Here is a 24,328-nt window from a genome sequence, read left to right on the forward strand (position 1 = left end):
GTGGTCGGCGGGAAACCAACCACAGGATAGGCCGGAGGGGGGTGGGGTCAGCGCGTGGTCAGTCTCCAGGTGTGGGGGGTGATCCATTCGGCTCGGTGTATCTCGGCGGCGGTGGGTGGTGGTGCGGTTACGGGGAGGTGGATCCGTGCGTCTGCGGCCAGGGGGAGGATCTTGATCGTCAGGGGGCCGCCGGGTGGCAGTCGGTTGAGCGCTATGTCCCAGGGGGCGCCTGTGAAGAACTGGTCTGCCACCAGCTCTTCTCCCAGGTAGGCACGGGCCACGTCTCCGGTCCAGTGCAGACGCAGGAGGGTGGGCGCGGTGGCTGTGGTGGCGGTGGTGGCGGTGGTGCCTGTGGTGGCGGTGGCTTGGGGCTGCGGGATGTCCACTCGGTAGACCGCCGCCGTCTTGTCGTAGTGCTTGTCGTCGGGGGCGCTTGCCCTGCCCAGTACGCCGGTCCTGGGGGTGGGGGGTGGGCCTGCCTTGCGGAGCTGCGTGAGGGTGGGGGTGGGAGTGGGGGTGGGGGCAAAGGTCTTGTCGGGGGTGAGCGTGTAGCGGGTCAGGGCTCCGTCCTGGCTTTCCCTGAGCGTGGCTCCCCGTGCCTTTGGGGGGTGGTGCGGGGGTGGGAGTACGGAGAGGGAGAGTGTGGGGTGCATGGGGGGTGTGGGGGGTGTGGTGCGGGCTTTGATTCTGGTTTCTTCCTTGTCGAAGACGACGCCTTCGGGGCAGAGCACGAGGCGTTCCGCGCCCCAGGCCTCGCCTCGGTAGGCGGTTCGGGCCGTGGTCGCGTCCAGGACGAGCAGCGCGACCTTCGCGCCTTCGCCGGTCTCTACTTCCACCAAGGCGTCCGTGCCCGGGACCAGGCCCGTGATCAGGATTCGCTCGCCGTCGGTGACCGGGGCCGGTCGGCCGGACGGGGTGGTCACCCTCGTCACCGTCCTTGCGTCCAGGGCCAGTTCGGGGTCGATGCCGTCCGTCGACGCCAGGACGAGGGTCGTGCGGCCGTCGTTGTCCCTGACCTTGCATATCGGCTGCGCTGTGGCCCAGTCGAGGCGGAGGTCCGCCACCTCCAGGCGCAGGGGCCAGCAGAAGTAGGCGCCTGCGGGGACGGTGACGGGGGTGCTGGGGAGGGTGAGCGGCGGAGCGTCGGGGAAAGCGACCGTGAAGCTCGTGTCCGGGTGGTCCGGGAGGGGCTCGTGCGGCTGGTGGTTGGTGACGAAGAGGAAGCCTGAGGCGCTGCCGTCGGTGCGGACCGCCCAGCGCAGGGTTTCGCGGTCGTGCTGGTCTCGTGGGCCGGTGGCGGGCAGCGTCATTTGCATGGGGGCGATCGTCTCGCCGAAATCTGCCAACAAGAGGTGCTGCAGGCGGAGTTCGTCGTAGGACGGGCGGTACTGGCCGTGTTCGCCCAGCGGGGCCTGGAAGTCGTACGTCAGCACGGGGAGGTCGTTGGGATAGCCGGTGGCGTGGGACTCCTGGAGGGGCGTCCGCTCCCCCGTCGGGTTGGTGCCGCCGTGGAACATGTAGTAGCCCTGCCAGACCGAGCCGCAGCCGATCTTCGTGAGGGCGAGCGCCCCGATGTCGGCGGCGTCCACGCGCGGGCGGCGGTGGTAGGCGACCGCCATTCCGCCGCCCAACTCGCATGTCGCCCAGGGGAACTTGGACGCGTAGATCTCGGGAGCCGTGCCGCGGACGGTCGTCGGGCGTAGGTCGGCGCCTATGCCCTCGTCGTCGCGTTGGTGGGTGAAGAAGAAGTGCTTGCGGCAGGTGTCGGGCCAGCCGCCGTCGGCCTCGGTCCAGAACGCCTCGGAGTAGCCGCCGTAGAGCGGGAGCAGTTCGTCGTCCGGGAGTTGGACTCCGCCCCAGGCCGTCGACGTCCACAGGGGTGCGGTCAAGCCGGCCTCCTGAGCCATGCGCTTCAGGGTGCGGAGGTGGCCGGGGCGGTCGTAGAGCTCGTTCTCGATCTGGATCGCGACGATCGGGCCGCCGTTCGCCCGGTCCAGGTGGTGGAGTTGCGCGGCGATCGCCTGGAACCAGGGGCGGACGGCGTCCAGGTACGCCGGGTCGTCGGTGCGGGTGGCCGTCGTGCGGGCCAGGACCCAGTCGGGTAAGCCGCCGTTTCGGACCTCCGCGTGTGACCACGGGCCTATGCGGGGGATGAAGTCGAGGCCGTGGCGGGCGCAGAGCTGGGCGAAGCGGCGGAGGTCTCGGTCGCCGTCGAAGCGGATCTGGTTCTCCGTCTCCTCGTGGTGGATCCAGATGAGGTACGAGGCGACGGCCGTGATCCCGCCCGCCTTCATCTTCAGCAGTTCCTCCTCCCAGTCCTGGGCCGGGTAGCGGGAGTAGTGGAACTCGCCCGAGATCGGGAACCAGGGGCGTCCGCCTTTGGTCAGGCAGCGGGTGGTCATCTCTATGGGGGCGGGAGCGGGAGCGGGAGCGGGAGCTTCGGGGAAGGGGAGGTGGCCTCGGGGTGGGGAGGGAGCGGGGGTGGAGATGTGGATCTTGTGGTGTGGCATCAGGGCCCTCCAGGGCGCGGGATGGGGGTGGGGGGCGGCTGCGGTGGGGGCGGGGGTGCGGTGGGGGGGCGTGTGCCTTCGTCAGGGGCCCTTCGGGCCCAGGTCGGGGGTGTCGGTCAGGTGGGCCTGGGGTGTGGTGGTGCCGTGGAGTTCCAGAAGGACCAGGTCGTTGGCGCCCGGGCGGAGGACGGGGGCCGGGACGTAGAGGGTGCGCTGGGGGCCGCGGTTCCAGTAGCGGCCCAGGTGGAAGCCGTTGATCCAGGCCTGGCCCTTCGTCCAGCCCGGGAGGGAGAGGAACGTGTCTGCAGGGGTTTCCACTTCGAACGTGCCGTGGTGGAAGGCGGGCACTGCGCAGGTCGGCTCGGACTTGGTGAACGAGGCCGGGTCCGGGGCGGTCTCCAGGGGCAGCGCGTGGCAGTCCCAGCCCTGTACGGGCCTTCCGTTGAGGGTCACCGGGCCCAGCAGGCCCTTCGGGACGCCTATACGGGGGCCGTAGTTGACCCGGCCCATGTTCTCCACGAGTACCTCGAGGACGGCGTCGGCGCGGGGGACGTGGACGGGCAGGGTCTCGTCGTAGCGCTCGCGCTCCAGGACGCCGGCGGGGGCGCCGTCCAGGAAGACCTGGGCTCGGTCCCCTACTCCGCCGGTGAAGTGGAGGAGGCCGGGTCCGGGGGTGGGGGCCGTTGTCCGGTACAGCGTGTAGCCGGCGCGTTGGCTCATCTCGTCGGCGGTGACGGGGTCCTTGGCGTGGACCGGGGTCCGCGCCAGGGGGAGGAGGGGGGTGTACGTCGTCAACTCGACTGTCGTCAGGGGGAGTTTGGGGGACGGGGCCGGGATCGGTTCCTGCGGGAGCTGGGTGTGGCGGGCCAGCACCTCGCGGAAGGCGTGGTACTTCGGGCCCGGGTCGCCGCTCTCCGTCAGCGGGGCGTCGTAGTCGTAGGACGTGATGGTGGGGACGTAGGCGTGGTGGTGGTTGGCGCCGTTGGTGTACCCGAAGTTGGTGCCGCCGTGGAACATGTAGATGTTGACCGACGCGCCCGCGGAGAGGAGTCGGTCCAGGTCGGCGGCTGCGCTCTCGGCGTCCCTGCCGTGGTGCGGGCCGCCCCAGTGGTCGAACCAGCCGATCCAGAACTCCGAGCACATGAGCGGGCCTTCGGGCTGTGCCTCGCGAAGGCGCTTGAGGGACTCGTCCACGCGGCTGCCGAAGGTGCCGGTGGCGAGGACGCCGGGCAGGGTGCCGTGCTTGAGGTGGTCGCCGGCGGTCTGGTCGCAGGTGAAGAGGAGTTCCTCGATGCCTCGTTCGCGGAAGGCGTGCTCCAGGTGCTTGAGGTAGTCGGTGTCGTCGCCGTAGGCGCCGTACTCGTTCTCCACCTGTACGGCGATGACCGGGCCGCCGGCTGCCGCCATGTGCGGGAGGAGCGGGGGGAGGAGGAGGTCCAGGTAGCGGTCGATGATGTCCGTGAAGCGGGGGTCGCTGGAGCGCAGGCGGACGTCGGGGTCGGTGGTGAGCCAGTGGGGCAGGCCGCCGCCGTCCCACTCGGCGCAGATGAAGGGGCCGGGGCGGAGGAGGACGTGCAGGCCCTCTGCGGCGGCCAGGCGGAGGAAGCGGGGCAGGTCGAGGAGGCCTTCCAGGTCCAGGGTGCCGGGTTCTGGCTGGTGGAGGTTCCAGGGGATGTAGGTCTCCACCGTGTTCAGGCCCATGAGGCGGGCCTTGCGGAGGCGGTCGGTCCACTGGTCGGGGTGGACTCGGAAGTAGTGGAGGGCGCCGGAGAGGATGCGGAAGGGGGTGCCGTGGAGGAGGAAGCCGTCGGGGGTTGTGGTCAGGGCGGGGGGCTGAGGCTGAGGCTGCGGCTGCGGCTGCGGCTGAGTTGGGGTGGAACTGGGCATGTGGGTTCCTTCGGTGGGGTGGGGTGGGGTGGGGTGGGGCGTGCGGGTGGGTTGGGGTGACTGTCGCCCGCTGTGCGGTGGGTGGGTCGGGGTCGTGGCGGTGCGGCGAGCCCGTCGCGTGTTGGGCGTACTGCTGCCTGCTGCCACAGTGGGACTTGGCTGTGACGAGCTGAGCGACGGGCTGCGCCGCACCGCCACGACCCACTCCCGTGGATGGGCGGCCGCGCCTTCATCGGGGTCCCGATGCTCCGACGGGTGGTCGCTCCGGGCTTACGCGGTCTTCGTGTGGGTTGCTCTTGTCAGCCAGACGGTGGCTGCCAGGCACGTTGCTGAGACTGCGGCCAGGAGGAGGGGGACGGCTCTGACGCCCGACCACTCGATGACCTGGCCGAGTGCTGGGCCCGCCGCCACGCCGCCCAGCATGGACGCGGCGATGACGAGCGCGCCGGCGCGGCGGGCTCGGGGGGCCGCCCGGGTGAGCCACGGGAGTCCGGTGGGGAAGATCGGTGCGATGAAGAGGCCCACTCCGGCGTAGGCGTAGGGGGCCAGGCTCGGTACGGCCGCCAGGAGGAGGCAGACGGTCATGCCGGCGCAGGAGACCGTGATGATGGCCTGAGCCGAGAAGCGCAGGGCGATCGGGGCCACCAGGAAGCGGCCTACGGTCATCATCAGCCAGTAGACGGAGGTCGCGGTGGCCGCTATGCCCGCGCCGTAGCCGACGGTCTCCAGATGTGTGGGCTCCCAGCCGCCCACGCCGGCCTCGATGGCGACATGGAGGACGTAGAGCGTGACGAAGACGGTGAGGACGGAGCGCAGGGCGCCGTTGGCGGGTGTGGCCTTCTCGGTGGGGGTGGGGGTGTGCGGGGGATGGTCGCGTACTCCGCGCAGGCAGAGGAGCAGGGGCAGGTTGGCCAGTGCGAAGGCTGTGAAAATCGCGGGGTAGTGCTCCGCGCCCACGGTTCCGATCAGGGCCGGGCCCAGGATCGCGCCGATGCCGAAGTGGGCGTTGAGGATGTTGAGCATCGCGGTGGAACGGTGTCCGAAGCCGACCGCGAAGAGCTGGTTGAGGCCGTAGTCGATGCCGCCGAAGCCGAGGCCTGCGAGGAAGGCCGCGGTGAGGGCGAGGGGCCAGTTCGGGGCCAGCGCGAAGCCTGCGGCTCCGGCCGCCATGAGGAGGTAGGAGGTCGCGAGGATGCGTCGGTTGCCGGTTCGGCCGTAGCGGCGGTCGAAGAGGAGGACTCCGGCCACCCCGCCCACGAAGTGGGCGCTCAGGCCTAGTCCGGCAGTTGAGGGGGAGAGCCCGAACTCCTCGCGGAGGGCGGGGATCGAGGGGCCGTAGAGGGCCTGGAGTGCGCCGATCAGGACGAAGCCGACGCAGGAGGCTGCTACCGCGAGCGGGGAGAAGACCCGGTCGGCGTCGACGGTGGTGGGGGGCAGGGGTGCTGTGGCCGGAGCGCGCTGTGCCGTGCGGTGGTCGGTCACGCGGACTCCAGGACAGACGGCCCACTGCGGTGTGGGGTGCGGTGTGGTGCTTCCGACGAGAATTGATGTTACCGGTAACATTCAGGGCGGCGTCAAGATGTTTTGCAGGGGGCGAGGCAAGCGTCGAGAGGGGGGCGGAGAGTCCTTCTCTCCGGGGTGGGCGGCCTTGAGGTGCTCAGCGGCTGTGGAGCCAGGTGCCGGGCGCTGCGTCGCCGACCAGTGCCAGGAGGGTGAACGCCGCTGGGGAGAGGGTCAGGGCGAAGGCTCCTGCGCGGATGATCAAGGGGATCGCCACCGCGTAGCTGTCGGCCTGGCCGGTGATCGTGCGCCAGTCCCGGAGGCGGCGGATGTCGCCCTCCAGGAGCGACCAGAAGGACGCGCCGGCCAGGAGGCAGACCAGCGCGCCGGAGGCGGCCAGGCCTCCGGTCAGGCCCAGGAACTCCCGGCGGGGCTCGTGGTCCTCGATGGTCAGGGTGGTGAGGAGGAGGAGGGGGGCGGTCGCCAGGCCGAAGGCCAGGCCGCGCAGGACTATTCCGGTCAGGCTCAGTCTTGGCTCGCGGACTACAAGGTCCCGGCCTTGAGGTTCTCGGGCTTGAGGTTCTCGGGCTTGAGGTTCTCGGGCTTGCGGCTCGCGGGCTTGCGGCTCGCGGGCTTGCGGCTCGCGGGCTTGCGGCTCGCGGGCTTGCGGCTCGCGGGCTTGCGGCTCGCGGGCTTGCGGCTCGGGCATTTGGGGCTTTCTCACTTATCGCTCTCCCACTGGGGGTTCTCGGGCTTCGGACTCTCGCACTTGGGGTCCTCGTGCTTGTGTCGGGGTGGGCACGGGTTGGTTGCGACAAAGGGTTTTCCGTGTACGGGAGTTGGGAGGGGCGGAACCATTCGGGCATGAATCGTGACCGGTACGTCGACTTTCTGCGGGCGTGGGCGATCCTGCTCGTCGTGCTGGGCCACTGGCTGATCACCGGGCTGGTCCGGCGGCAGGGCGGGGAGATCGACGCGCCCGAGTTGCTGGCGACCGTGCCCTGGACGCAGTGGCTGACCCTGGGGTTTCAGATCATGCCGTTGTTCTTCCTGGCCGGGGGGTATGCCGCCGGGGGGTCCTGGGCGCGGGCCCGGGCGGTCGGCGGGACCGGCGCGGGGTGGGTGGGGCAGCGGGCCGTGCGGTTGTTGTTGCCCACGGCGGCGTACAGCGGGCTCGTGCTGCTTGCCGTCGGGGTGTCCTCCGGGCTCGGCGTGGATCCCGCCACCCTTGCGCTGGTCGGGTGGGCGATGGCCATGCAGTTCTGGTTCCTGCCGGTGTATCTGCTGCTCAGCGCCCTTACTCCGGCGTTGTACGCCCTTCACGAGCGGTGGGGGGTGCGCGTGCCCGTGGGGATGGGCGTCCTCGGGTTCGGCATCGGCGTGCTCGTTGCGGCTGCGGACTCGCCGCGTTCCGGGGGCGTCGAAGTCGTCGGGGCGCTCAACTACCTGCTCGTGTGGGGTGTCGTCTATCAGCTCGGGTTCTGCTGGCGGGACGGGCTGTCGGGCACTCATGGGCGGACGGCGCCGGCTGCCATGGCGTTGGCGGGTGCCGGCGTGTTCGTCGCGCTGGTCGGGCCTGGGCCGTTTCCCGTCAGTCTGATCCTGGTGACCGGGCAGGAGCTGAGCAACACCAACCCGCCGTCGGCGGCCATGCTGGCGTGGGCCGTGGCGCAGGTCGGGGTCGCCCTGCTGGTCGCGCCGGTCGTGCGGCGGGTGCTTGAGCGGGCCCGCGTGGCACGGGCGGTGCGGGTGCTTGGGGCGGGCAGCATGGCGCTCTACCTGTGGCACATGCTGCCGGTGCTGATCGTCGCCGCCGCGTTCTATCTGCCGGGGCTCGCTCCCGAACCCGGCTACGGCTCCCTGGCCTGGTGGGCTCTGCGGGTGCCGTGGCTGCTGGTGCTGGGGGGCGTGCTGGTGGGGGTTCTGCGAGTGCTGCGGCCGGTGGAGCGGGGGGTGGTCGCGCTGGAGATGCGTGTGCGGCCCTGCTCGAAGGCTCGCGGGGCCGACTCCTGGCGGATCTGGGCCGGGCTCGGTGTGAGTGTCTGGGCGCTGACGTATTTCGCCGGGCACGGGTTCGCGTACGGGGGCGCGTTTCCGGTGTGGCCTGCGGTGGGGCTGGGGGTGGGCACGGCGCTGCTGGCCTTCCCGGGATGGGGTGATGCCCGTGGGGAGGGTGGTGGGGAGGGGGATCTGGAAGGGCGCGGGGAGTTCGAGGAGGCTGTCTGATCCGCCATGGTGCGCAGCACCGCCCGGGGTCGCCGCCCGGTGGAGTGGTCAGGCTGGGCGTTTGCGGGCTGTTGTCTTTTTTGACGCCGTCCGCTTCTCCGACGCCGTCGTTGGCGCTGCCTTCTTCGCTGTCGTCTTCTTTGTGGCTGTCTTCTTTGCCGCCGTGGTCTTCGTCGTGCTCTTCGACGCTGTCGTCTTCTTCGCCGTCGACGTCGACTTCTTGCCGTCCGTCCGCTTGGGCGCCGTGCGGGCCGACTTGCGTGCGGGTAGGCGTGTCACCTCTGCCTGCTCCGGTTCCTCGCCTCTCGACTCCTTCGCCGCCCGTACGCTCTTCTCCAGGGCCGCCATCAGGTCCAGCACCTTGCCGCTGGACGGCGGGGTCGGGGCCTCGCGGGGTGTCTCGCCGGCCGCCTTCGCCGCGACCACTTCCTCGACGGCCTCGCGGTACTCGTCGTGCAGGTCCTCCAGGTCGACCTCGCCGAGGGTGTCCATCAGGGCGTCCGCCAGGTCGAGTTCCTTGTCGCGGACGGTGACCGAGGTGTCCGGGGCGACGCCTTCCGGTGCGCGGACCTCGTCCGGCCAGAGCAGTCCGTGCATGGCGATCGCGTCGCCGACCACACGGAGCATGCCCAGGCGCTCGCGGCCGCGCAGCGCGTATTTCGTGATCGCCACCTTGTTGCTGCGTTTGAGGGCCTCCCGGAGCAGCGTGTACGGCTTCGCCGCCGGGGCGCCGCCCGCCTGGAGGTAGTAGGAGGCGTCCATCTGGAGCGGGTCGATGCGGTCGGCCGGGACGAACGCCACGATCTCGATCGTCTTCGCGGTCGGGATCGGCAGCTGGGCCAGATCCTCGTCGGTGATCGGGATGATCGTGCCGTCCGCGTCCTCGTACCCCTTGCCGATCTCCGCGGAGCTCACCTCGCGCTCCTCCAGCTCGCAGACCTTGCGGTAGCGGATGCGGCCGCCGTCCTCCGTGTGGATCTGGCGGAAGGAGATGGAGTGGCTCTCGGTGGCGTTCACCAGCTTGATCGGGATGCTGACCAAACCGAAGGAGATGGCGCCGTTCCAGATGGATCTCACGTGCAGCGCCCTCCCGGGTTTCCGTTTTCGGATGACTTCCGCCGTTTTGTGTGATTCTCATCCTATGACGCCGATCACCGAGGTGGAGGGCAGGCGGCTCGCGCTCAGCAACCTGGAGAAGGTGCTGTATCCGGCGACCGGCTTCACCAAGGGCGAGGTGCTGCACTACTACGCGACCGTCGCCGACGTCCTGCTCCCCCATCTGCGCGACCGGCCGCTGTCCTGGCTGCGCTATCCGGACGGGCCCGACGGGCAGGTCTTCTTCGCCAAGAACGTGCCGCCGGGGACGCCCGAGTGGGTCACCACCGCCGAGGTGCCGCGGTCGGAGGGGCCGGCCCGGATGGTGCTCGTGCAGGATCTGGCGAGCCTGGTGTGGGCGGCGAACCTCGTCACCGAGTTCCATACGCCCCAGTGGGTGATTCAGGATCCCGGCCTCGCCGACCGGCTCGTCTTCGACCTCGATCCCGGGGCGCCCGCCACCGTCGTCGAGTGCTGCGAGGTCGCGGTGTGGCTTCGGGATCGGCTGGCGGAGGACGGGATCGAGGCCTACCCGAAGACCTCGGGGGCGAAGGGGCTGCATCTGTTGGCGGCGGTGCGCGGGGCGTCGTCCGAACGGGTATCGGAGTACGCCAAGCGGCTGGCCGTGGAGGCGGAGCGGGCTGTTCCGCGGCTGGTCGTGCATCGGATGACGCGGAGTCTGCGGCCGGGGAAGGTCTTCGTGGACTGGAGTCAGAACGCGGCGCGCAAGACGACGGCCACGCCGTACACGTTGCGGGCGCGGGCGGAGCCGAGTGTGTCGGCGCCGGTCGGGTGGGAGGAGGTCGAGGGGTGTGGGGGCGTGGACGCGTTGACTTTTCTGGCCTCGGACGTCGCCGCGCGGGTTCGGGAGCGAGGGGATCTGCTTGCGCCGTTGCTGGAGGCGGGGCGGGCGGGGAGTGTGCCGTGAGGGCCCCGGCGGGTGACAGGCGAACACCTATGCGGGCAGGTGCCTCATACCCTTGCCCATGTCTCCCTGTCCCTCGCCATCGCGTGCAGTGCTTCGATGTCGGCCGGTTTGAGGACGGCGCCCGGGTGGGTCAGATCGGCGAGGGTGGTGTCGGTAACGATGCGGACGGTTCGGGGCGGGGCCTTGAAGGAGACGTCGGTCGGGGCCAGCAGGGCCAGGACCGGGTGGACCTCGGCTGTCAGGGCGTAGGAGGCGCGGTCGGCGTCCGCGCGGACCCGGCGCAGGACGGGTTCCGGGTCGCGGCGGCCCACGGCGACCACGGGGTCGGCGATGCTGACCCGCTGCTTGCGGGCGTACAGCGCGTGGATCGCGAACAGTCCGGCCGGGCCGATCGCCAGGTGGTGGACTCGGTCTCCGCCCGGGAGGGGGAGCGAGTGCAGCGTGCGCCAGCCGGCGCCTTCGAGGCGGTCCAGGGCCTCGCCGATCGCCTGTTCCGCCGCGAGGGCTCGTCGGCGCGGGTCGCTCCTGAGGCGGCGGGCCGGGCCCGGGTCGCGGTCCAGGTCGACGATGAGGGCCTCGCCGGGGCGGTTGGGGGCGAGGTCGTCGTCCGGATGGAGGGAGAGCCGGGCCAGCTCCGCGGGCGTGGGGACCGGGGGCGGGCCGACCGTGACCGGGCCGGTGATGAAGGGTCCGAGGGCTTCGAGGACGTCCTCTCTGCGGTCGTCCCCGATGAGGTTGACCCTGGCCGCCTCACGGTCGTACCAGGCGATGTTCCTGCCGTCGGTGAGGCAGACGTAGAGCCGCTCCTGGCCATGTCGCCAGGTCGGTATGACGCGCAGTCCGTTCATGCACCATCACCCCTTGACCAAGGGAACAGGAGGGGTGCTCCCGGGGCAAGAAGGCGGTTACCTTCGGGAGGAGTTGGGCAGGCCCTAGGCAGCGCGTTTGGGGAGGCGCCGTTGCGGACCCGCAGGAAGCAACCCGACGTACCGGCTCCGGAGCGTCCGTGGAGCGAGATCGTGCCCGGTCTGTGGATGGGCGGACACGAGTTCCGGGGGCCGTCCGGGGAACTGGAGCTCGCCGTGGTCCGGGGTGAGTTCGACGTCGTCCAGACCCTGACCCGGGCCAGGCAGGGGCACGGGCCCGACACCGGCGTGGAACATCATGTGTGGCCGATTCCGGACGGGCCGCTGGACGGGACCCAGCTCGCCGGCGTGATCCGGCTGGCGCAGGCCGCGGCCGACGCGATGGACGAGGGGCGGGTGGTCCTCGTGCGGTGCTACAGCGGCTACAACCGGTCGGGGCTGGTCGTCGCCCATGCGCTGGTGCGCCAGGGGCATTCGGCCGAGGCCGCGATCCGGCTGATACGGTCACGGCGCTCGCCGTGGGCCCTGCACAACGAGCTGTTCGTGGAGTACCTGCGGGCGGGGCTGCCGACGGCCAGGCTGCTGGAGGAACTGGCCGAGTAATCGTTTCGTCGCAGTCGGTACGTAAAACGGACTTCCCTACGAATATGGTGTACGGGCCCGGCCTCGTCGTCGCCGCAGAGGAGTCACAGGAGTCCCGTGTTCCGCAGTCGTCCCACCCGTTCCGCGTTCGCCGTCGCCGGCTTCGTTCTGCTGGCCTCGGCCCTGGCGGGCTGCGGGGACGCCGGCGAGCTGAAAGGCGCGGGCTCGACGCCGACCGCGATCAGCCCGGACCGGCTCTGGCCGGATCTGACCCCCGCCGCCAGTCCGGCCTTCGACATCGGCGAGGTGGAGACCCAGGTCGTGAAGGGCGTCAACGTGCCGGACGGCGACATCCGCAAGGTGGACCCGGTCGCGGTGGTGCGCGCGGAGATCGCCGCCGCCCCGGGCGACTACAGCGAGGGCGCGTACGACGAGACGGCCCGCCGGATGGCCGACTGCGGCAAGAGCGGCAAGGAAGGGGCCAGGTGTCCCGTCCTCAAGGCGTACTACCGCGATCTCACCGGTGACGGCCAGGAGGACATGACGCTGGGCTTCCGGCAGTTGCCCGGCAATCTGACCGCCGTCCGCGTCTACACCGTCCGCGGCGACCGACTCGTGCAGGTCATGTCCTACGAGGACGCCGTGAGCGGGGTCGAGCTGGCCGGGCGGTCCGTGATCATCCGCGCTCCGTCGGAGGTCGCCGGCTACGAGTACCGGCTCCAGTGGACCTGGGATCAGCAGCAGCAGGCCATGCTGCTCACCCATGACGAGATGCTGCGCACCGGCGGCGGTCGGAAGCACTCCGCGCAGCCGTCCACGTCGCCTTCGGCACCCACATCGCCCACATCACCCTCGTCGCCCACATCACCCACATCGCCCTCATCGTCGTCTGCCTCGGCGAGCGGCCGATGAGGCTCGCGCTTCCCTCGTGGGCCGGCACGCTCGCCGCGAAGGCCGCCGCCTTCATCACCGTGATGTGCTGCGCGCTGGCCGCCCTGCTCGGCGTCCTGGTACATGTTTCGGTGACCAACCAGACCGTCGGCCAGGCCCGCGACCTCGCACTGTCCCGGCTGACGGACGCGACGACGGCCTTCGAGGCGGGGGACACGCTCGAGCGGGGCGCGAGCCTCGATCCGGCGGGACTGCCCAGCTCGCTGCGCTCGCTGGCCGTGGCCGGGGAACGCGGCACGATGGTCGCCGACAACCAAGGGCGCCCCACGATGTGGGCGGCGGGCCCCGCCGAGGGTGAGCACGCCCTCGCGGTCGCCGTCGACTACTCGCAGAGCGCCCGCACCATCGAGGCGCTCGACACCGCGATCCTGTGGTCGTCGGCGCTGGCGATCGGGGCGACGCTGCTGGTCGGCGCCCTCGCGGTGACCCGGGTGACCCGTCGGCTGCACACCACCGCGCAGGTGGCCAGGCGGATCACCGCCGGCGACCTCGACGCGCGCGTGGACGACCCGCGCGCCAAGGATCCGGGCGGGCCGCAGGACGAGGTGGGCGCCGTCGCCGTCGCGCTGGACTCCATGGCGACCTCGCTGCAGGGCAAGCTGCTGAGCGAGCAGCGGTTCACCGCCGATGTGGCGCACGAGTTGCGCACGCCGCTGACCGGGCTGCACGCGGCGGCCGAACTGCTGCCGCCGGGACGGCCGACGGAGCTGGTGCGCGACCGGGTGGCGGCGCTGCGCACGCTCACCGAGGACCTGCTGGAGATCTCCCGGCTGGACACCGGACGCGAGCGGCTGGAGCTGGACGCCGAGGAACTGGGCGCGCTGGCGGCGCGGGTGGTGCGGGCGGCGGAGGCATCCGGCGCGTCCGGCGCATCGGGAGCCTCCGTGACGACCGGCGCCGAGGTCAGGGTCGTCCGGGACGCGCGCGTGGAGACCGATCGGCGGCGCCTCGAACGGGTGCTGGGGAATCTGCTCGCCAACGCGCACCGGCACGGGCGGTCGCCCGTCGTGCTGACGGTGGACGGTCCTGTGGTCACCGTGCGGGACCACGGGGACGGCTATCCGGAGTACCTCGTCACGCACGGGCCGCAGCGGTTCCGCACCGAGGGCGGGGCGAAGGGGCACGGGCTCGGGCTGACGATCGCGGTCGGCCAGGCGGAGGTGCTGGGCGCTCGGCTGACGTTCATGAACGCGTCGGACGGCGGTGCGGTGGCGACGCTGACGCTCCCTCAGACGCCTCCTGCCGCGAGCGTCCTCCCCGATGGCGCAGCGTGACGGGCGACACGCGCGAACCGCTCCTAATGTGGCGATTAGTCAGCTTCACCCTCTTCATGGAGGTATCGCCATGTCCGCCACGTCCCTGCGCTCCCCCCTCACCCGCCTCGCCATAGTCACCGCAGCCGGCGCCCTCGCGGCCACCGCGGCCGTCTCCCCGGCCCTCGCCGACGACGGTGACGGCACCACCGGCAGCGGCAGCGGCACCGCCGCCCAGCAGAACGGCTCATACGACTGGCAGAGCGGCACATACGACTGGCAGAGCCAGGGAGGCGGCGGAGGCCAGACCGGCCAGACCGGCCAGACCGGCCAGACCGGCCAGACCGGCCAAAGCGATCAAACCGGGCAGGGCAACCAGACGGGCCAGGGCACACAGGCTGGGCAGGGCAACCAGACGGGCCAGGGAACGCAGACCGGGCAGGGCAACCAGGCAGGCCAAGGCAACCAGACCGGGCAGACCGGACAGGGCAACCAGGCGGGCCAGAACACTCAGACCGGCCAGGGAACACAGACCGGCCAAGGCAACCAGACGGGTCAGAGCACTCAGACCGGTCAGGCCAACCAGAACGGCCAAGGCACCCAAGTCGGCCAGGCCAACCAGAACGGCCAGGGCACGCAGACGGGTCAGACCGGTCAAGGAACCCAGACCGGCCAAGGCAATCAGTCAGGCCAGGCCAACCAGAGTGGCCAGGGAACGCAGACCGGCCAGAGCACCCAGGCCGGCCAGGGCACTCAGACCGGGCAGGGCACACAGTCAGGCCAGGCCGACCAGAGTGGCCAGACCGGCCAGAGCAGCCAGAACGGTCAAGGCACTCAGAGTGGGCAGGCCGGGAACTCTCAGGCCGGGGGTGGCAATGACTCTCAGTCCAGTGGCGGGAACAACTGGCAGTCCAGCGGCGGGGGCGACTGGCAGTCCAGCGGCGGCGATGGCGGCGATGGCGGCGACTGGCAGTCCGGCGGCGGGGGCGACTGGGAGTCGGGTGGCGACGGTGACTGGCAGTCCGGCGGCGGGGGCCGTCCCGACGACCAGAACGACTCCCGCACCTACCGCGGGCGGGTGAGCGCGAACGAGCTGCTGCTGCGCAGCAGGCCGACCCGCGCCAGCCAGGTGATCCGCGTCGCGTACCGCGGCGAGATCGTCTCGATCTTCTGCAAGACCTCGGGTCAGAACGTCCAGGGCAACTCCCTCTGGTACCTCCTCACGGACGGCACCTGGGCCTGGGGCGCGGCGCGCTACATCGACAACATCGGGGCGGCGCCGCGCTGGTGCTGACACGCAAACACTTCCAAGGCTCACAAGGAGCCCTATTTGGGTAAGTTCCGGACATGACGAAAGTGGGAGCCGGAGCAGGCCCCGGAACCGGACCCGAGACCGGGACCGCAACCGGGACCACTGTTGCGGCGGCAGACGCGCCCGCACCCGCGGTGCGCCTCCTCCGGCGCCGTGGCGTCGAACTCGCGCTCATCGTCCTGGCCGTCCTGCTCTCCGTGTACGGGTACTGCGCGGTCGGCCTCGCGAAGAACGGCACCGTCCCGCCCGGCGCCGCCGGTTACGGCGCCGGGCTCGGCGTGCTCGCGCTGCTGGCGCATCTCACGGTGCGGCTGCGCGCCCCCTGCGCCGATCCGCTCCTCCTCCCCATCGCCGTGCTGCTCAACGGGATCGGTCTGGTGCTGATCTACCGACTCGACCTGGAGACGCCGGGCGACCGGGCCGCGCCCACGCAACTGGTGTGGTCGACGGTCGGGGTGGCCCTGTTCATCGTGGTCGTCGCCGTGCTGCGCGACCACCGCGTGCTGCAGCGGTACGCGTACGTGTGCGTGGTCGCCGCGCTCGCTCTGCTCACCCTCCCGATCCTCTTCCCGGCCGTGAACGGGGCCCGCATCTGGATCCGGATCGCCGGCTTCTCCATCCAGCCGGGTGAGTTCGCGAAGGTGCTGCTCGCGGTGTTCTTCGCCGCGTACCTGGCCGCCAACCGCACGGCGCTGGCGTATTCGGGCCGCCGGATCTGGCGCTTCTCGCGGATGCAACTGCCCACCGGACGCGTTCTCGGTCCGATCGTCGCGATCTGGCTGCTGAGCGTCGGCGTGCTGGTCCTGGAGCGGGACCTCGGCACGTCCCTGCTCTTCTTCGGGCTGTTCGTCGTGATGCTCTACGTCGCCACCGGCCGCACCGGCTGGATCGCCGTCGGGCTGCTGCTCGCCTCGCTCGGCGCGGTCGCCGTCGGCCGGCTGGAGCCGCATGTGCACAGCAGGGTCGAGGACTGGCTGCACCCGTTCGCGTCGATCGAGGCCGGTGAGGGACCCAACCAGCTCGCACAGTCGCTGTTCTCCTTCGCGGCGGGCGGGGTGTTCGGCACCGGTCTGGGGCTCGGCCACTCCGTCCTCATCGGCTTCGCCGCGAAGTCGGACTTCATCCTGGCGACGGCGGGCGAGGAACTGGGCCTGGCGGGGCTGTCGGCGCTCTTCCTCCTCTACGGGCTGCTGGTGGAGCGCGGCTACCGGGTGGGCCTGTCCCTGCGGGATCCCTTCGGACGGCTGCTGGCGACGGGCCTCGCCTCGATCGTGGCGCTCCAGGTGTTCGTGATCGCGGGCGGGGTGACCGGTCTGATCCCGCTGACCGGCATGGCGATGCCGTTCCTGGCGCAGGGCGGCTCGTCGGTCGTCACCAACTGGGCGATCGTGGCGCTGCTGATCCGGGTGAGCGATTCGGCGAGACGGCCGCACATGGAGTCGTCCACGAAGTCGTCCACGAAGTCGTTCATGGAGTCGCCCACGAAGTCGTCCATGGAATCGTCCGACGGTCCTCATCATGAACCCCTCGACAACAACCCCCGGAGGCCCGCGTGACCCGGCACATCCGGCACGCCGCCGTCTTCTGCGCCCTGCTGCTGGTGGCGCTCCTGGTCAACGCCGCGCGCGTCCAGATCGTCCGGTCCTCGAGCTACGACGACAATCCGGCCAACCGGCGTGACTCCATCGCCCGTTACGCCCAGCCGCGCGGCGACATCCTGGTCGACGACGACCCGGTCACCGGGTCCCGGGACACCGGGGAGCAGCTGCGCTACGAGCGCACGTACCTCGACGGGCCGTTGTACGCGCCGGTGACCGGCTTCGCCTCACAGGTCTACGGGACGACGTTCCTGGAGCACGCCGGGGACGATGTGCTCTCCGGGTCGGATCCGCTGCTCTCGCCGTTCCCGCTGTGGAACGACGTCACGCACGGCCGTCCGCCCGGCGGCAACGTGGTGACGACACTGAACCGGCATGCCCAGTGGGCCGCCTACGAGGGTCTGGGCGGGCGCAAGGGCGCGGTGGCGGCGGTGGAGCCGGCGACGGGGCGGGTGCTGGCGCTGGTGTCGAGTCCGTCGTACGACCCGGCCGTGCTGTCCGGGAACGACGCGGGGGCGGAGCGGGCCTGGGCGCGGCTCAACGGCGATCCGGACAAGCCGATGCTGAACCGGGCGGTGCGGCAGACGTATCCGCCCGGGTCGACGTTCAAGGTGGTCACCGCGGCGGCGGCGCTGGACGCGGGGGTGATCACGGACCTCGACGAGGCGACCCGCTCCCCCGCCCCCTATCGGCTGCCCGGCACGACCACGAGGCTGACCAACGAGGGCGACGGCTGTGAGGACGCCCCGCTGCGGGAGGCCTTCCAGTGGTCGTGCAACACGGTGTTCGCGAAGCTCGGTGTGGACACGGGCCTGGCCCGGATGACCCGGACGGCGCAGGCGTTCGGCTTCAACGACGTGGCTGTGCGGATCCCGTTCGCCGTCGCGCCGAGCACCTTCGACACCTCGCTCGACAAGGCGCAGTTGGCGCTGTCCTCCATCGGCCAGTACAACACCCGGGCGACCCCGCTGCAGATGGCGATGGTGTCGGCGGCGGTGGCCGACGGGGGGCTGGTGCGCACGCCGTATCTGGTGGAGCGGACGACGCGGAAGGGCGGGGCGACGGTGGCCACGGCCGGTTCCCGTCCCGTCCGTCAGGCGATGTACCCCTCGACGGCGCGGCGGCTGCGCGAGCTGATGGAGGACGTGGTGCGGGAGGGCACCGGCACGAACGCGGCGATCCCCGGCGCGATCGTCGGCGGCAAGACCGGCACCGCGCAGCACGGCGTCGGCAACGCCGGGACGCCGTACGCCTGGTTCGTCTCCTGGGCGCAGGGCGAGCGGGACATGGAGCCGAGGGTCGCGGTCGCGGTGGTGGTGGAGGACGGGTCGGCGCGCCGCGGGGACATCACCGGGGGCGGGATGGCGGCGCCGATCGCCCGGGCGGTGATGGAGGCGGTGCTCAATTCGTGAGACGGGGGCTTCCGGGACCGTACAGGGGCGTTCTACGGTTCGCTCATGACTGATGCCAGCGCCGAAATCGTCCCGGAAGCCGCCTCTGAGACCGCCTCTGCGTCTGCTCCCGACCCTGTTTCCCACGCTGCTCCCGACTCCGTTCCCGAGGCCGCTTTCGAGCTCGCGCAGGTCAATATCTCGCGCCTCAAGTTCCCTTTGGACTCCCCCGAGTTGAAGCCCTTCGTGGACGCCCTCGATCCGGTCAACGCCGACGCCGACACGGCGGACGGGTTCGTGTGGCGACTGCAGTCCGAGGAGGGCAACGCGACGGACATCAGCTTCTTCGGCGACGAGTGGCTGATCGTCAACATGTCGGTGTGGAGGGACGCGAACGCCCTGACGACGTACATCTACCAGGGCGGGCACCGCCAGATCATGTCCCGCCGACGGGAGTTCTTCGAGCGGGTGGCGGAGTCGATGGCGACCCTGTGGTGGGTGCCGGCCGGTCATCGTCCGACGGTCGCGGAGGCCGAGTCCCGCCTGCTCCATCTGCGCACCAACGGCCCGACCCCGTACGCCTTCACCCTGCGCACCTCGTTCCCGCCCCAGGGCGCGGAGCCGGTCGCCCTGACGATCCCGGAGGACCTGGGCTGCTCGGTCTGATCAGGCACTAGGGAGCTAGGGAAGCCTCAGTCGGAAGAGCGCGGCCGGGCCGGTCGGGTCGGCGGGTCGCGGTCTGTTGTGGCCGGACTCAATCTCGTTGCCGTCCGTGTCCCCGACGTAGGCGGCCACCTCCGCGTGCACCGTCACCGTGCCCGGCGCGTGCTCGACCTCGAGGATCTCGGCGCCGGCCGGTTCGAGCGTCCAGACCACGAAGGTCTCCCCGGGCAGCAGCCAGTGATCACTGCCGTACGGCTCGAGGACGAGCTCCAGCAACTCCGCGCCGGAGTTACGGACGCGGAGGGCGGCTGTGGGGGGCGGGTCTGCGGTCACCGGTGACGGCGGTCGGCCGCGGCGAGGTCGACGGCGAGAGGGAACGGCTGGGTCAGCTTGAGCTGGTCGCGGTGGATGCCCATGGGCACGTACGTGCTGGTGGCGGGGTCGAGTTCGTAGACGTACACCACGGGCAGGCCGTCGTTCTGCTCGACTCGCCAGTAGTGACGGATGCCCGCACGCGCGTACTTCAGGGGCTTCACCTGGCGGTCGCGGGGCTGCGAGTCCTCCGAGACGATCTCCACCGCAAGGACGACGTCGTCGGGGTCGAGCCAGGTCTGCAGGGGCCCGGTGTCCGCGTCCGCGCGGACCACCAGGACATCGGGCTCCGGGCGGTTGCGCTTGTCCAGCCTGACGGTGAACTCGCGGTAGATGTCGAACTTGTCCGGCACCTGTTCCAGCAGGGTGTGCTCCAGCAGACGCAGGGTGCGCATGTGGAAACGGGTCTGCGGACTCACGAAAACCAGACTCCCGTCGATCAGCTCCGTGTGCGGAGGCAGGTTCGGGAGCCGGTCAAGGTCATCCGCCGTCCAGCCGTCAGCCGGCGGGCGGGCCCACTCGTAGTCCTCATCCAGCCCGTACTCGCGTGCGGCGCTCATGATTACTCCCATGCGGTGGAGCCTGGCAGACACTGCCAGCGTACCCAGCGGAGTGCGCCGATCCGCCACCTCGAAGAGTGATCATGCCGCAGGGATTGACGCCCTTGCTGACAAGCAGTCTCATAAGAGCCATGACGACGACCCTCACCGATGCCGACGCGCTGGAAGGGCTGCGGGACGCGCTGGGCCTGCTCAAGGACCGGGAGCAGGTGGCCGAACGGCTGCTCGCGTCCTCCGCCAAGCACTCCTTCGACCCCGACGAGGAGCTGGACTGGGACGCCCCCTTCGAGGACGGCAAGTGGTTCTGGCCGCCGGAGCTGGTGTCGCTGTACGACACGCCGATATGGCGGCGGATGAGCGAGGAGCAGCGGATCCTGCTGTCCCGGCACGAGGCCGCCGCGCTCGCCTCGCTGGGGATCTGGTTCGAGATCATCCTCATGCAGCTGCTCGTGCGGCACATCTACGACAAGGCGGCGACGAGCGCGCATGTGCGGTACGCGCTGACCGAGATCGAGGACGAGTGCCGGCACTCGAAGATGTTCGCCCGGCTGATCACCCGCGGTGAGACGCCCTGGTATCCGGTGAGCCGGGCCCACCAGAACCTGGGCCGTCTGTTCAAGACGATCTCCACGACCCCCGGCTCCTTCACCGCGACCCTGCTCGGCGAGGAGGTCCTCGACTGGATGCAGCGGCTGACCTTCCCCGACGAGCGGGTCCAGCCGCTGGTCCGGGGCGTCACCCGGATCCATGTCGTGGAGGAGGCCCGGCATGTGCGCTACGCCCGCGAGGAACTGCGCCGCCAGATGGTGACCGCGCCGCGGTGGTCCCAGGAGTTCACGAGGGTCACGTCGGGTGAGTTCGCGCGGGTGTTCTCGGTGGCGTTCGTGAATCCGGAGGTCTACACGAACGTCGGACTGGACCGGCGCGAGGCGATCGCTCAGGTGCAGGCGAGCGGGCACCGGCGGGAGGTCATGCAGTCGGGGGCGAAGCGGCTGACGGAGTTCCTGGACGACATCGGCGTGCTGCGCGGAGTGGGTCGGCGGCTGTGGCGGTCGTCCGGGCTGCTTGCATAGGACTCGGGCTGCTCGGACGGGACTCGGGGCTGCTGCCACAGGACGCTGCTTGCACAGGACAACGAACCCGGGGCCACCGGACTACGCTGCAAGCATGTCCCCCGCCGCGCCCGCCTACCGTCGGCTCAGCGTCGAGGAGCGCCGCAGTCAGCTGCTCGACGCCGCGCTCTCGCTGTTCGCCCACCGCGTCCCCGAGGACGTCTCGCTGGACGACGTGGCGGAGGCCGCCGGGGTGTCCCGGCCGTTGGTCTACCGGTACTTCCCGGGCGGCAAGCAGCAGCTCTACGAGGCCGCGCTGCGCTCCGCCGCCGAGGAGCTGCAGCACTGTTTCGGCGAGCCCCGGGAGGGACCGCTGCTGCCCCGGCTGGCCCGCGCCCTCGACCGCTACCTCACGTTCGTCGGCCGCCACGACGCCGGCTTCAGCGCCCTGCTCCAGGGCGGCAGCGTCGTCGAGACGTCCCGGACGACCGCCATCGTGGACGGCGTCCGGCGGGCCGCCGCCGAGCACATCTACAGCCATCTGGGGGTCGCCGATCCCGGGCCGCGGCTGCGGATGACCGTGCGGATGTGGATCACCGCGGTCGAGGCGGCCTCCCTGATCTGGCTCGACGAGGACAAGCAGCCGCCCGCCGACGAGCTGCGGGACTGGCTGGTCGACCAGTTCGTCGCCGCCCTGACGGTGACCGCGGCCCGGGACGCGCAGACCGCCGAGCTGATCCGGGGTGCGTCGGCCGCGCAGACCTGATCGACACTGGTGGCGTGAAGAGCGAAGACACCCCCTTCGAGGGCGGGCCCATGGACGGCCGGGTGCTGTCCGTGCTGCTGGGCCCCACCGGCCACCCGCCGAAGACGTACCGCATCCCGGTCCCCGACGCGGCCGGCGGGCCGCCCACCGTCCTGGTCTACCGGCGCGTGCCCCGCGGCCACAGCAAGAAGCTCGGACTGCCGCAGGGCTGGAAGTACGAGTTCGACCCCGAGGGGAACCGGAACACCGGCCGTCTGCGCTGGCCCTGGTCCAAACCGGACACCACACCCGGGGCCACCCCCGACACGACCCCCGGCGCCACGCCCGACGCCACGCCGGGCCGGCGGCGGGACGACGCCGACGAGTGACGTGGTTGCGCCGAACCGCGCACTCGGCGCGCGGGCCGAGCAGCCGCGCCTGATGCTCGCCCTGCGGGATGGAGGGGCCACCCCGCAGCGGAGGTGATGACGTGTCAGGAAGACTGCTGCGTCTGGTCGGTACGGTCGGGGCGGCGGCGCTCGCCGCACAGGCCGTCCTGGCCCCCGGGCTCGCCATGGCCGTGCCGGAGCCGCCGGAGCCCGGCGAGCGCACGGTGGCCGAGCTGCTGACGGATCTTCAGCAGCTGTACCGGGAGGCGGAACGTTCCACCGAGGCCTACAACGCCACCGAGGAGCGGCTGAAGCAGCAGCGGGCCGAGACCCGGCGGCTGGACGCCGAGCTGGCGAAGGCGCGGCTCTCCCTGCAGGACAGCCGGGGAGCGGCCGGCCGGCTGGCCCGCCAGCAGTACCAGGGCAGCACCGGCACCGACGTCTCCTCCTATGTACGGCTGCTGCTCGCGCGCGATCCGCAGCACGCACTCGACCAGGGGCATGTGATCGGCCGGTTGGCGCGCTCCCGGGCCGAGACGGTCGGACGGCTGGAGAGCGGCGAGCGCAGGGCCGGCGGGCTGGCGCGCGCGGCCCGCGCCGCCCTCGACGACCAGCTCACCCTCGCGGAACGCAGGAAGAAGGAGCGCGACGACGTCGGCCGGCGTCTGGACGACGTCGAGGAACTCCTGGCCTCGCTCACCGCCGACCAGCTCGCCGCCCTCGCCGCATTGGAGAAGAAGGGGGTCGCGCAGGCGCAGGAAGACCTGCTGGCGTCCGGCGCGATCGGCGAGGACGGCAAGCCGCGCAAGCCGTCGAAGGAGGGCGGGCGGGCCGTGCGGTACGCCCTGCGGCAGATCGGCAAGCCGTACGAATGGGGCGCCGAGGGCCCGCGGACGTACGACTGCTCGGGCTTGACGTCCGAGGCCTGGGGGCATGCCGGGACGCCGATCCCCCGGACCAGCGAGGAGCAGTGGGCCCGGCTGCGCCGGATCCCGCTGACGGAGCTGCGCCCCGGCGACCTGGTGATCTACTTCCCCGAGGCCACGCATGTGGCGATGTACCTGGGCGAGGGCAAGGTGGTCCAGGCGCCGCGAACCGGGGAGAAGGTCAAGATCTCCCCGGTCGCGTCCTTCCCGGTGCTGGGGGCCGTACGCCCGGACAGCCCGGACATCCCGGACAGGCCGCAGAGGCGCTACGCGCCCGCGACCTCCGCCAGGTAGGCCCCCGTCTTCTCCGGCTCGTAGAAGAAGTTCTCGAGGTCGGACGGGTCGTTGAAGGCATTGACGAATCGGTTCGCCACCGGCGGCAGCTGCCCGGCCGCGCCCAGCAGGTTCACCACGTGCTCCGGCGGCGGCGCCAGCATGGCGTTGGTCCACTTGGTGACGTGCTGGGCGGTGTCCCAGTAGCGGTCGAAGGTCGCCCGCATCCACTCCTCGTCGAACTCCTTCTCACCGCGCTCCAGGATCGAGGCGAGGTAGGCGGCCGCGCACTTGGCGGCGGAGTTCGAGCCCTGGCCGGTGATCGGGTCGTTGGCGACGACGACGTCGGCGACGCCCAGCACCAGGCCGCCGCCCGGCAGCCGGCCGATGGGGTTGCGGACGGTGGGCGCGTAGCGGCCGGCCAATGTGCCGCCCGCGTCGGTCAGTTCGACGTTCGTCGCGCGCGCGTACTCCCACGGCGTGAACTTCTCCATGAGTTCCAGGGTCAGGGAGAGGTGCTTCGCCGGGTCCTTGACGCCGTTGAAGACGTCGAGCGGGCCGCCGGGTATGCCCTCCCAGAAGAGGATGTCGGCGCGGCCCGAGGTGGTGAACGTCGGCATGATGAAGAGCTCGCCGACGCCGGGGACGAGGTTGCAGCGGACGGCCTCCATGTCCGGGTGCTCGGGGCGCGGGCCCAGACCGTGGACGTAGGAGACGGCGAGGGCGCGCTGCGGCTCGGCGTACGGGGAGCGCTCGGGGTCGCGGGCGAACATCGACACCAGTTCGCCCTTGCCGGCCGAGACCAGGACGAGGTCGTAGGCGCGGGAGAAGTAGTCGAGGTCGGAGACGGCCGCGCCGTGGATGACGAGCTGGCCGCCGCGCTGGGCGAAGGTCTCCATCCAGCCGGCCATCTTCACCCGCTGGTCGACGGACTGCGCGTAGCCGTCGAGGGCGCCGACCCAGTCGATCACGCGCTGGGTGGGGCCGGGGTCGTGCGAGCCGGGCGCCGCGAGCGAGATGCCGACTCCGGCGATCTTCGGGGCCTGGGACTCCCAGAAGTTCAGCTGGAGATCGCGCTCGTGCTGCAGCGCCGTGTGGAACATGCACTGCGTCGACATGACCCGTCCGGCGCGGATCTCGTCCGCCGTCCGGTTGGACATCAGGGTGACCTCGTACCCGTGCGACTGGAGGCCGAGGGCGAGTTGGAGACCGGACTGGCCGGCTCCGACGACGAGTATCTTCCGCATGC

At 71.1% G+C, this 24,328-nt stretch carries 22 protein-coding genes; 13 read left to right on the forward strand and 9 right to left on the reverse strand.

All coding sequences use genetic code 11. The features are described 5' to 3' along the window. Positions 1-47: 47 nt before the first annotated feature. The 4 genes from ACWD4O_RS02995 to ACWD4O_RS03010 form a co-directional block, all read right to left on the reverse strand. Positions 48-2,510: a beta-galactosidase gene (locus ACWD4O_RS02995; RefSeq protein WP_451276849.1), complete on the reverse strand. Its 2,463-nt coding sequence runs from the start codon at positions 2,508-2,510 to the stop codon at positions 48-50. Positions 2,511-2,591: 81 nt separating this feature from the next. Then, positions 2,592-4,397 (reverse strand): glycoside hydrolase family 35 protein, encoded by a 1,806-nt coding sequence (locus ACWD4O_RS03000; RefSeq protein ID WP_451276851.1) that lies wholly within the window; start codon positions 4,395-4,397, stop codon positions 2,592-2,594. A gap of 270 nt (positions 4,398-4,667) precedes the next feature. Then, entirely contained in the window at positions 4,668-5,879 is a 1,212-nt protein-coding gene (locus tag ACWD4O_RS03005; RefSeq protein ID WP_451276853.1) for an MFS transporter, read from the reverse strand. Positions 5,880-6,054: 175 nt separating this feature from the next. Further along, the gene (locus ACWD4O_RS03010; protein WP_451276855.1) at positions 6,055-6,606 is read right to left on the reverse strand and encodes a DUF6336 family protein; all 552 of its coding nucleotides are present in this window, start codon (positions 6,604-6,606) and stop codon (positions 6,055-6,057) included. Positions 6,607-6,761: 155 nt separating this feature from the next. Between ACWD4O_RS03010 and ACWD4O_RS03015 the strand changes: the two genes are divergently transcribed. Further along, positions 6,762-8,123, forward strand: a complete 1,362-nt coding sequence (locus tag ACWD4O_RS03015) for an acyltransferase family protein (RefSeq protein WP_451276857.1) — start codon at positions 6,762-6,764, stop codon at positions 8,121-8,123. 48 nt (positions 8,124-8,171) lie between these two features. Here ACWD4O_RS03015 and ku read toward each other — a convergent pair whose 3' ends face one another. Then, positions 8,172-9,200: a non-homologous end joining protein Ku gene (gene ku, locus ACWD4O_RS03020; protein ID WP_451276859.1), complete on the reverse strand. Its 1,029-nt coding sequence runs from the start codon at positions 9,198-9,200 to the stop codon at positions 8,172-8,174. A gap of 64 nt (positions 9,201-9,264) precedes the next feature. On the opposite strand from ku, the gene ligD reads away from it, so the two are divergent. After that, entirely contained in the window at positions 9,265-10,146 is an 882-nt protein-coding gene (ligD, locus tag ACWD4O_RS03025; protein ID WP_451276861.1) for a non-homologous end-joining DNA ligase, read from the forward strand. A gap of 44 nt (positions 10,147-10,190) precedes the next feature. Here ligD and ACWD4O_RS03030 read toward each other — a convergent pair whose 3' ends face one another. Continuing rightward, on the reverse strand, positions 10,191-10,994 hold the full coding sequence (locus ACWD4O_RS03030) for a nuclease-related domain-containing protein (RefSeq protein ID WP_451276863.1): 804 nt from the start codon (positions 10,992-10,994) through the stop codon (positions 10,191-10,193). Positions 10,995-11,105: 111 nt separating this feature from the next. Between ACWD4O_RS03030 and ACWD4O_RS03035 the strand changes: the two genes are divergently transcribed. The 7 genes from ACWD4O_RS03035 to ACWD4O_RS03065 all read left to right on the forward strand — a co-directional run bounded on the left by ACWD4O_RS03035 (position 11,106) and on the right by ACWD4O_RS03065 (position 18,765). After that, complete coding sequence (locus ACWD4O_RS03035; protein WP_351903435.1) at positions 11,106-11,615, forward strand: protein-tyrosine phosphatase family protein; 510 nt, start codon at positions 11,106-11,108, stop codon at positions 11,613-11,615. A gap of 96 nt (positions 11,616-11,711) precedes the next feature. Next, a complete protein-coding gene (locus ACWD4O_RS03040) occupies positions 11,712-12,506 on the forward strand; it encodes a hypothetical protein (protein ID WP_451276866.1) in 795 nt (264 codons plus the stop codon). Next, a complete protein-coding gene (locus tag ACWD4O_RS03045) occupies positions 12,503-13,819 on the forward strand; it encodes an ATP-binding protein (protein ID WP_451276868.1) in 1,317 nt (438 codons plus the stop codon). Before ACWD4O_RS03040 ends, ACWD4O_RS03045 begins: the two co-directional genes overlap by 4 nt. Positions 13,820-13,889: 70 nt before the next feature. Continuing rightward, positions 13,890-15,092, forward strand: coding sequence for a hypothetical protein (locus tag ACWD4O_RS03050; RefSeq protein ID WP_451276870.1), 1,203 nt, complete (start codon positions 13,890-13,892; stop codon positions 15,090-15,092). A gap of 53 nt (positions 15,093-15,145) precedes the next feature. Further along, on the forward strand, positions 15,146-16,666 hold the full coding sequence (locus tag ACWD4O_RS03055; RefSeq protein ID WP_451276872.1) for an FtsW/RodA/SpoVE family cell cycle protein: 1,521 nt from the start codon (positions 15,146-15,148) through the stop codon (positions 16,664-16,666). Next, positions 16,663-18,120, forward strand: a complete 1,458-nt coding sequence (locus ACWD4O_RS03060) for a peptidoglycan D,D-transpeptidase FtsI family protein (protein WP_451276874.1) — start codon at positions 16,663-16,665, stop codon at positions 18,118-18,120. Before ACWD4O_RS03055 ends, ACWD4O_RS03060 begins: the two co-directional genes overlap by 4 nt. A gap of 45 nt (positions 18,121-18,165) precedes the next feature. Beyond that, positions 18,166-18,765: a DUF3291 domain-containing protein gene (locus ACWD4O_RS03065; protein WP_451276876.1), complete on the forward strand. Its 600-nt coding sequence runs from the start codon at positions 18,166-18,168 to the stop codon at positions 18,763-18,765. Positions 18,766-18,780: 15 nt separating this feature from the next. Here the strand turns inward: ACWD4O_RS03065 and ACWD4O_RS03070 are convergent, their stop codons facing one another. Together ACWD4O_RS03070 and ACWD4O_RS03075 are read right to left on the reverse strand one after the other, a co-directional pair. Next, positions 18,781-19,095 (reverse strand): hypothetical protein, encoded by a 315-nt coding sequence (locus tag ACWD4O_RS03070; protein ID WP_451276878.1) that lies wholly within the window; start codon positions 19,093-19,095, stop codon positions 18,781-18,783. Beyond that, positions 19,092-19,694, reverse strand: coding sequence for a Uma2 family endonuclease (locus ACWD4O_RS03075; protein ID WP_451276880.1), 603 nt, complete (start codon positions 19,692-19,694; stop codon positions 19,092-19,094). The genes ACWD4O_RS03070 and ACWD4O_RS03075 overlap by 4 nt, the downstream gene beginning before the upstream one ends. A 131-nt stretch (positions 19,695-19,825) precedes the next feature. On the opposite strand from ACWD4O_RS03075, the gene ACWD4O_RS03080 reads away from it, so the two are divergent. The 4 genes from ACWD4O_RS03080 to ACWD4O_RS03095 all read left to right on the forward strand — a co-directional run bounded on the left by ACWD4O_RS03080 (position 19,826) and on the right by ACWD4O_RS03095 (position 23,100). Continuing rightward, positions 19,826-20,767 carry an AurF N-oxygenase family protein gene (locus ACWD4O_RS03080; protein WP_451276882.1) on the forward strand — a complete coding sequence of 314 codons (942 nt, stop codon included), beginning with the start codon at positions 19,826-19,828 and terminating at the stop codon, positions 20,765-20,767. 94 nt (positions 20,768-20,861) lie between these two features. After that, on the forward strand, positions 20,862-21,512 hold the full coding sequence (locus ACWD4O_RS03085; protein ID WP_451276884.1) for a TetR/AcrR family transcriptional regulator: 651 nt from the start codon (positions 20,862-20,864) through the stop codon (positions 21,510-21,512). Positions 21,513-21,526: 14 nt separating this feature from the next. After that, positions 21,527-21,880, forward strand: coding sequence for a hypothetical protein (locus ACWD4O_RS03090; protein ID WP_451276886.1), 354 nt, complete (start codon positions 21,527-21,529; stop codon positions 21,878-21,880). Positions 21,881-21,981: 101 nt separating this feature from the next. Continuing rightward, entirely contained in the window at positions 21,982-23,100 is a 1,119-nt protein-coding gene (locus tag ACWD4O_RS03095; protein WP_451276888.1) for an NlpC/P60 family protein, read from the forward strand. On the opposite strand, the gene ACWD4O_RS03100 is transcribed toward ACWD4O_RS03095, so the two are convergent. Next, entirely contained in the window at positions 23,073-24,326 is a 1,254-nt protein-coding gene (locus ACWD4O_RS03100) for a styrene monooxygenase/indole monooxygenase family protein (protein ID WP_451276890.1), read from the reverse strand. The two genes, ACWD4O_RS03095 and ACWD4O_RS03100, sit on opposite strands and share 28 nt — an antisense overlap. Positions 24,327-24,328 lie beyond the last annotated feature (2 nt).

The organism is Streptomyces sp. NPDC002623 (assembly GCF_053592635.1).

Coding starts and splice junctions, on each gene's coding strand:
- ACWD4O_RS02995 (WP_451276849.1), bottom strand. CDS start 2,510: ATGCCACACCACAAGATCCACATCTCCACCCCCGCTCCCTCCCCACCC.
- ACWD4O_RS03000 (WP_451276851.1), bottom strand. CDS start 4,397: ATGCCCAGTTCCACCCCAACTCAGCCGCAGCCGCAGCCGCAGCCTCAG.
- ACWD4O_RS03010 (WP_451276855.1), bottom strand. CDS start 6,606: ATGCCCGAGCCGCAAGCCCGCGAGCCGCAAGCCCGCGAGCCGCAAGCC.
- ACWD4O_RS03015 (WP_451276857.1), top strand. CDS start 6,762: ATGAATCGTGACCGGTACGTCGACTTTCTGCGGGCGTGGGCGATCCTG.
- ligD (WP_451276861.1), top strand. CDS start 9,265: ATGACGCCGATCACCGAGGTGGAGGGCAGGCGGCTCGCGCTCAGCAAC.
- ACWD4O_RS03030 (WP_451276863.1), bottom strand. CDS start 10,994: ATGAACGGACTGCGCGTCATACCGACCTGGCGACATGGCCAGGAGCGG.
- ACWD4O_RS03045 (WP_451276868.1), top strand. CDS start 12,503: ATGAGGCTCGCGCTTCCCTCGTGGGCCGGCACGCTCGCCGCGAAGGCC.
- ACWD4O_RS03050 (WP_451276870.1), top strand. CDS start 13,890: ATGTCCGCCACGTCCCTGCGCTCCCCCCTCACCCGCCTCGCCATAGTC.
- ACWD4O_RS03055 (WP_451276872.1), top strand. CDS start 15,146: ATGACGAAAGTGGGAGCCGGAGCAGGCCCCGGAACCGGACCCGAGACC.
- ACWD4O_RS03065 (WP_451276876.1), top strand. CDS start 18,166: ATGACTGATGCCAGCGCCGAAATCGTCCCGGAAGCCGCCTCTGAGACC.
- ACWD4O_RS03075 (WP_451276880.1), bottom strand. CDS start 19,694: ATGAGCGCCGCACGCGAGTACGGGCTGGATGAGGACTACGAGTGGGCC.
- ACWD4O_RS03080 (WP_451276882.1), top strand. CDS start 19,826: ATGACGACGACCCTCACCGATGCCGACGCGCTGGAAGGGCTGCGGGAC.
- ACWD4O_RS03085 (WP_451276884.1), top strand. CDS start 20,862: ATGTCCCCCGCCGCGCCCGCCTACCGTCGGCTCAGCGTCGAGGAGCGC.
- ACWD4O_RS03100 (WP_451276890.1), bottom strand. CDS start 24,326: ATGCGGAAGATACTCGTCGTCGGAGCCGGCCAGTCCGGTCTCCAACTC.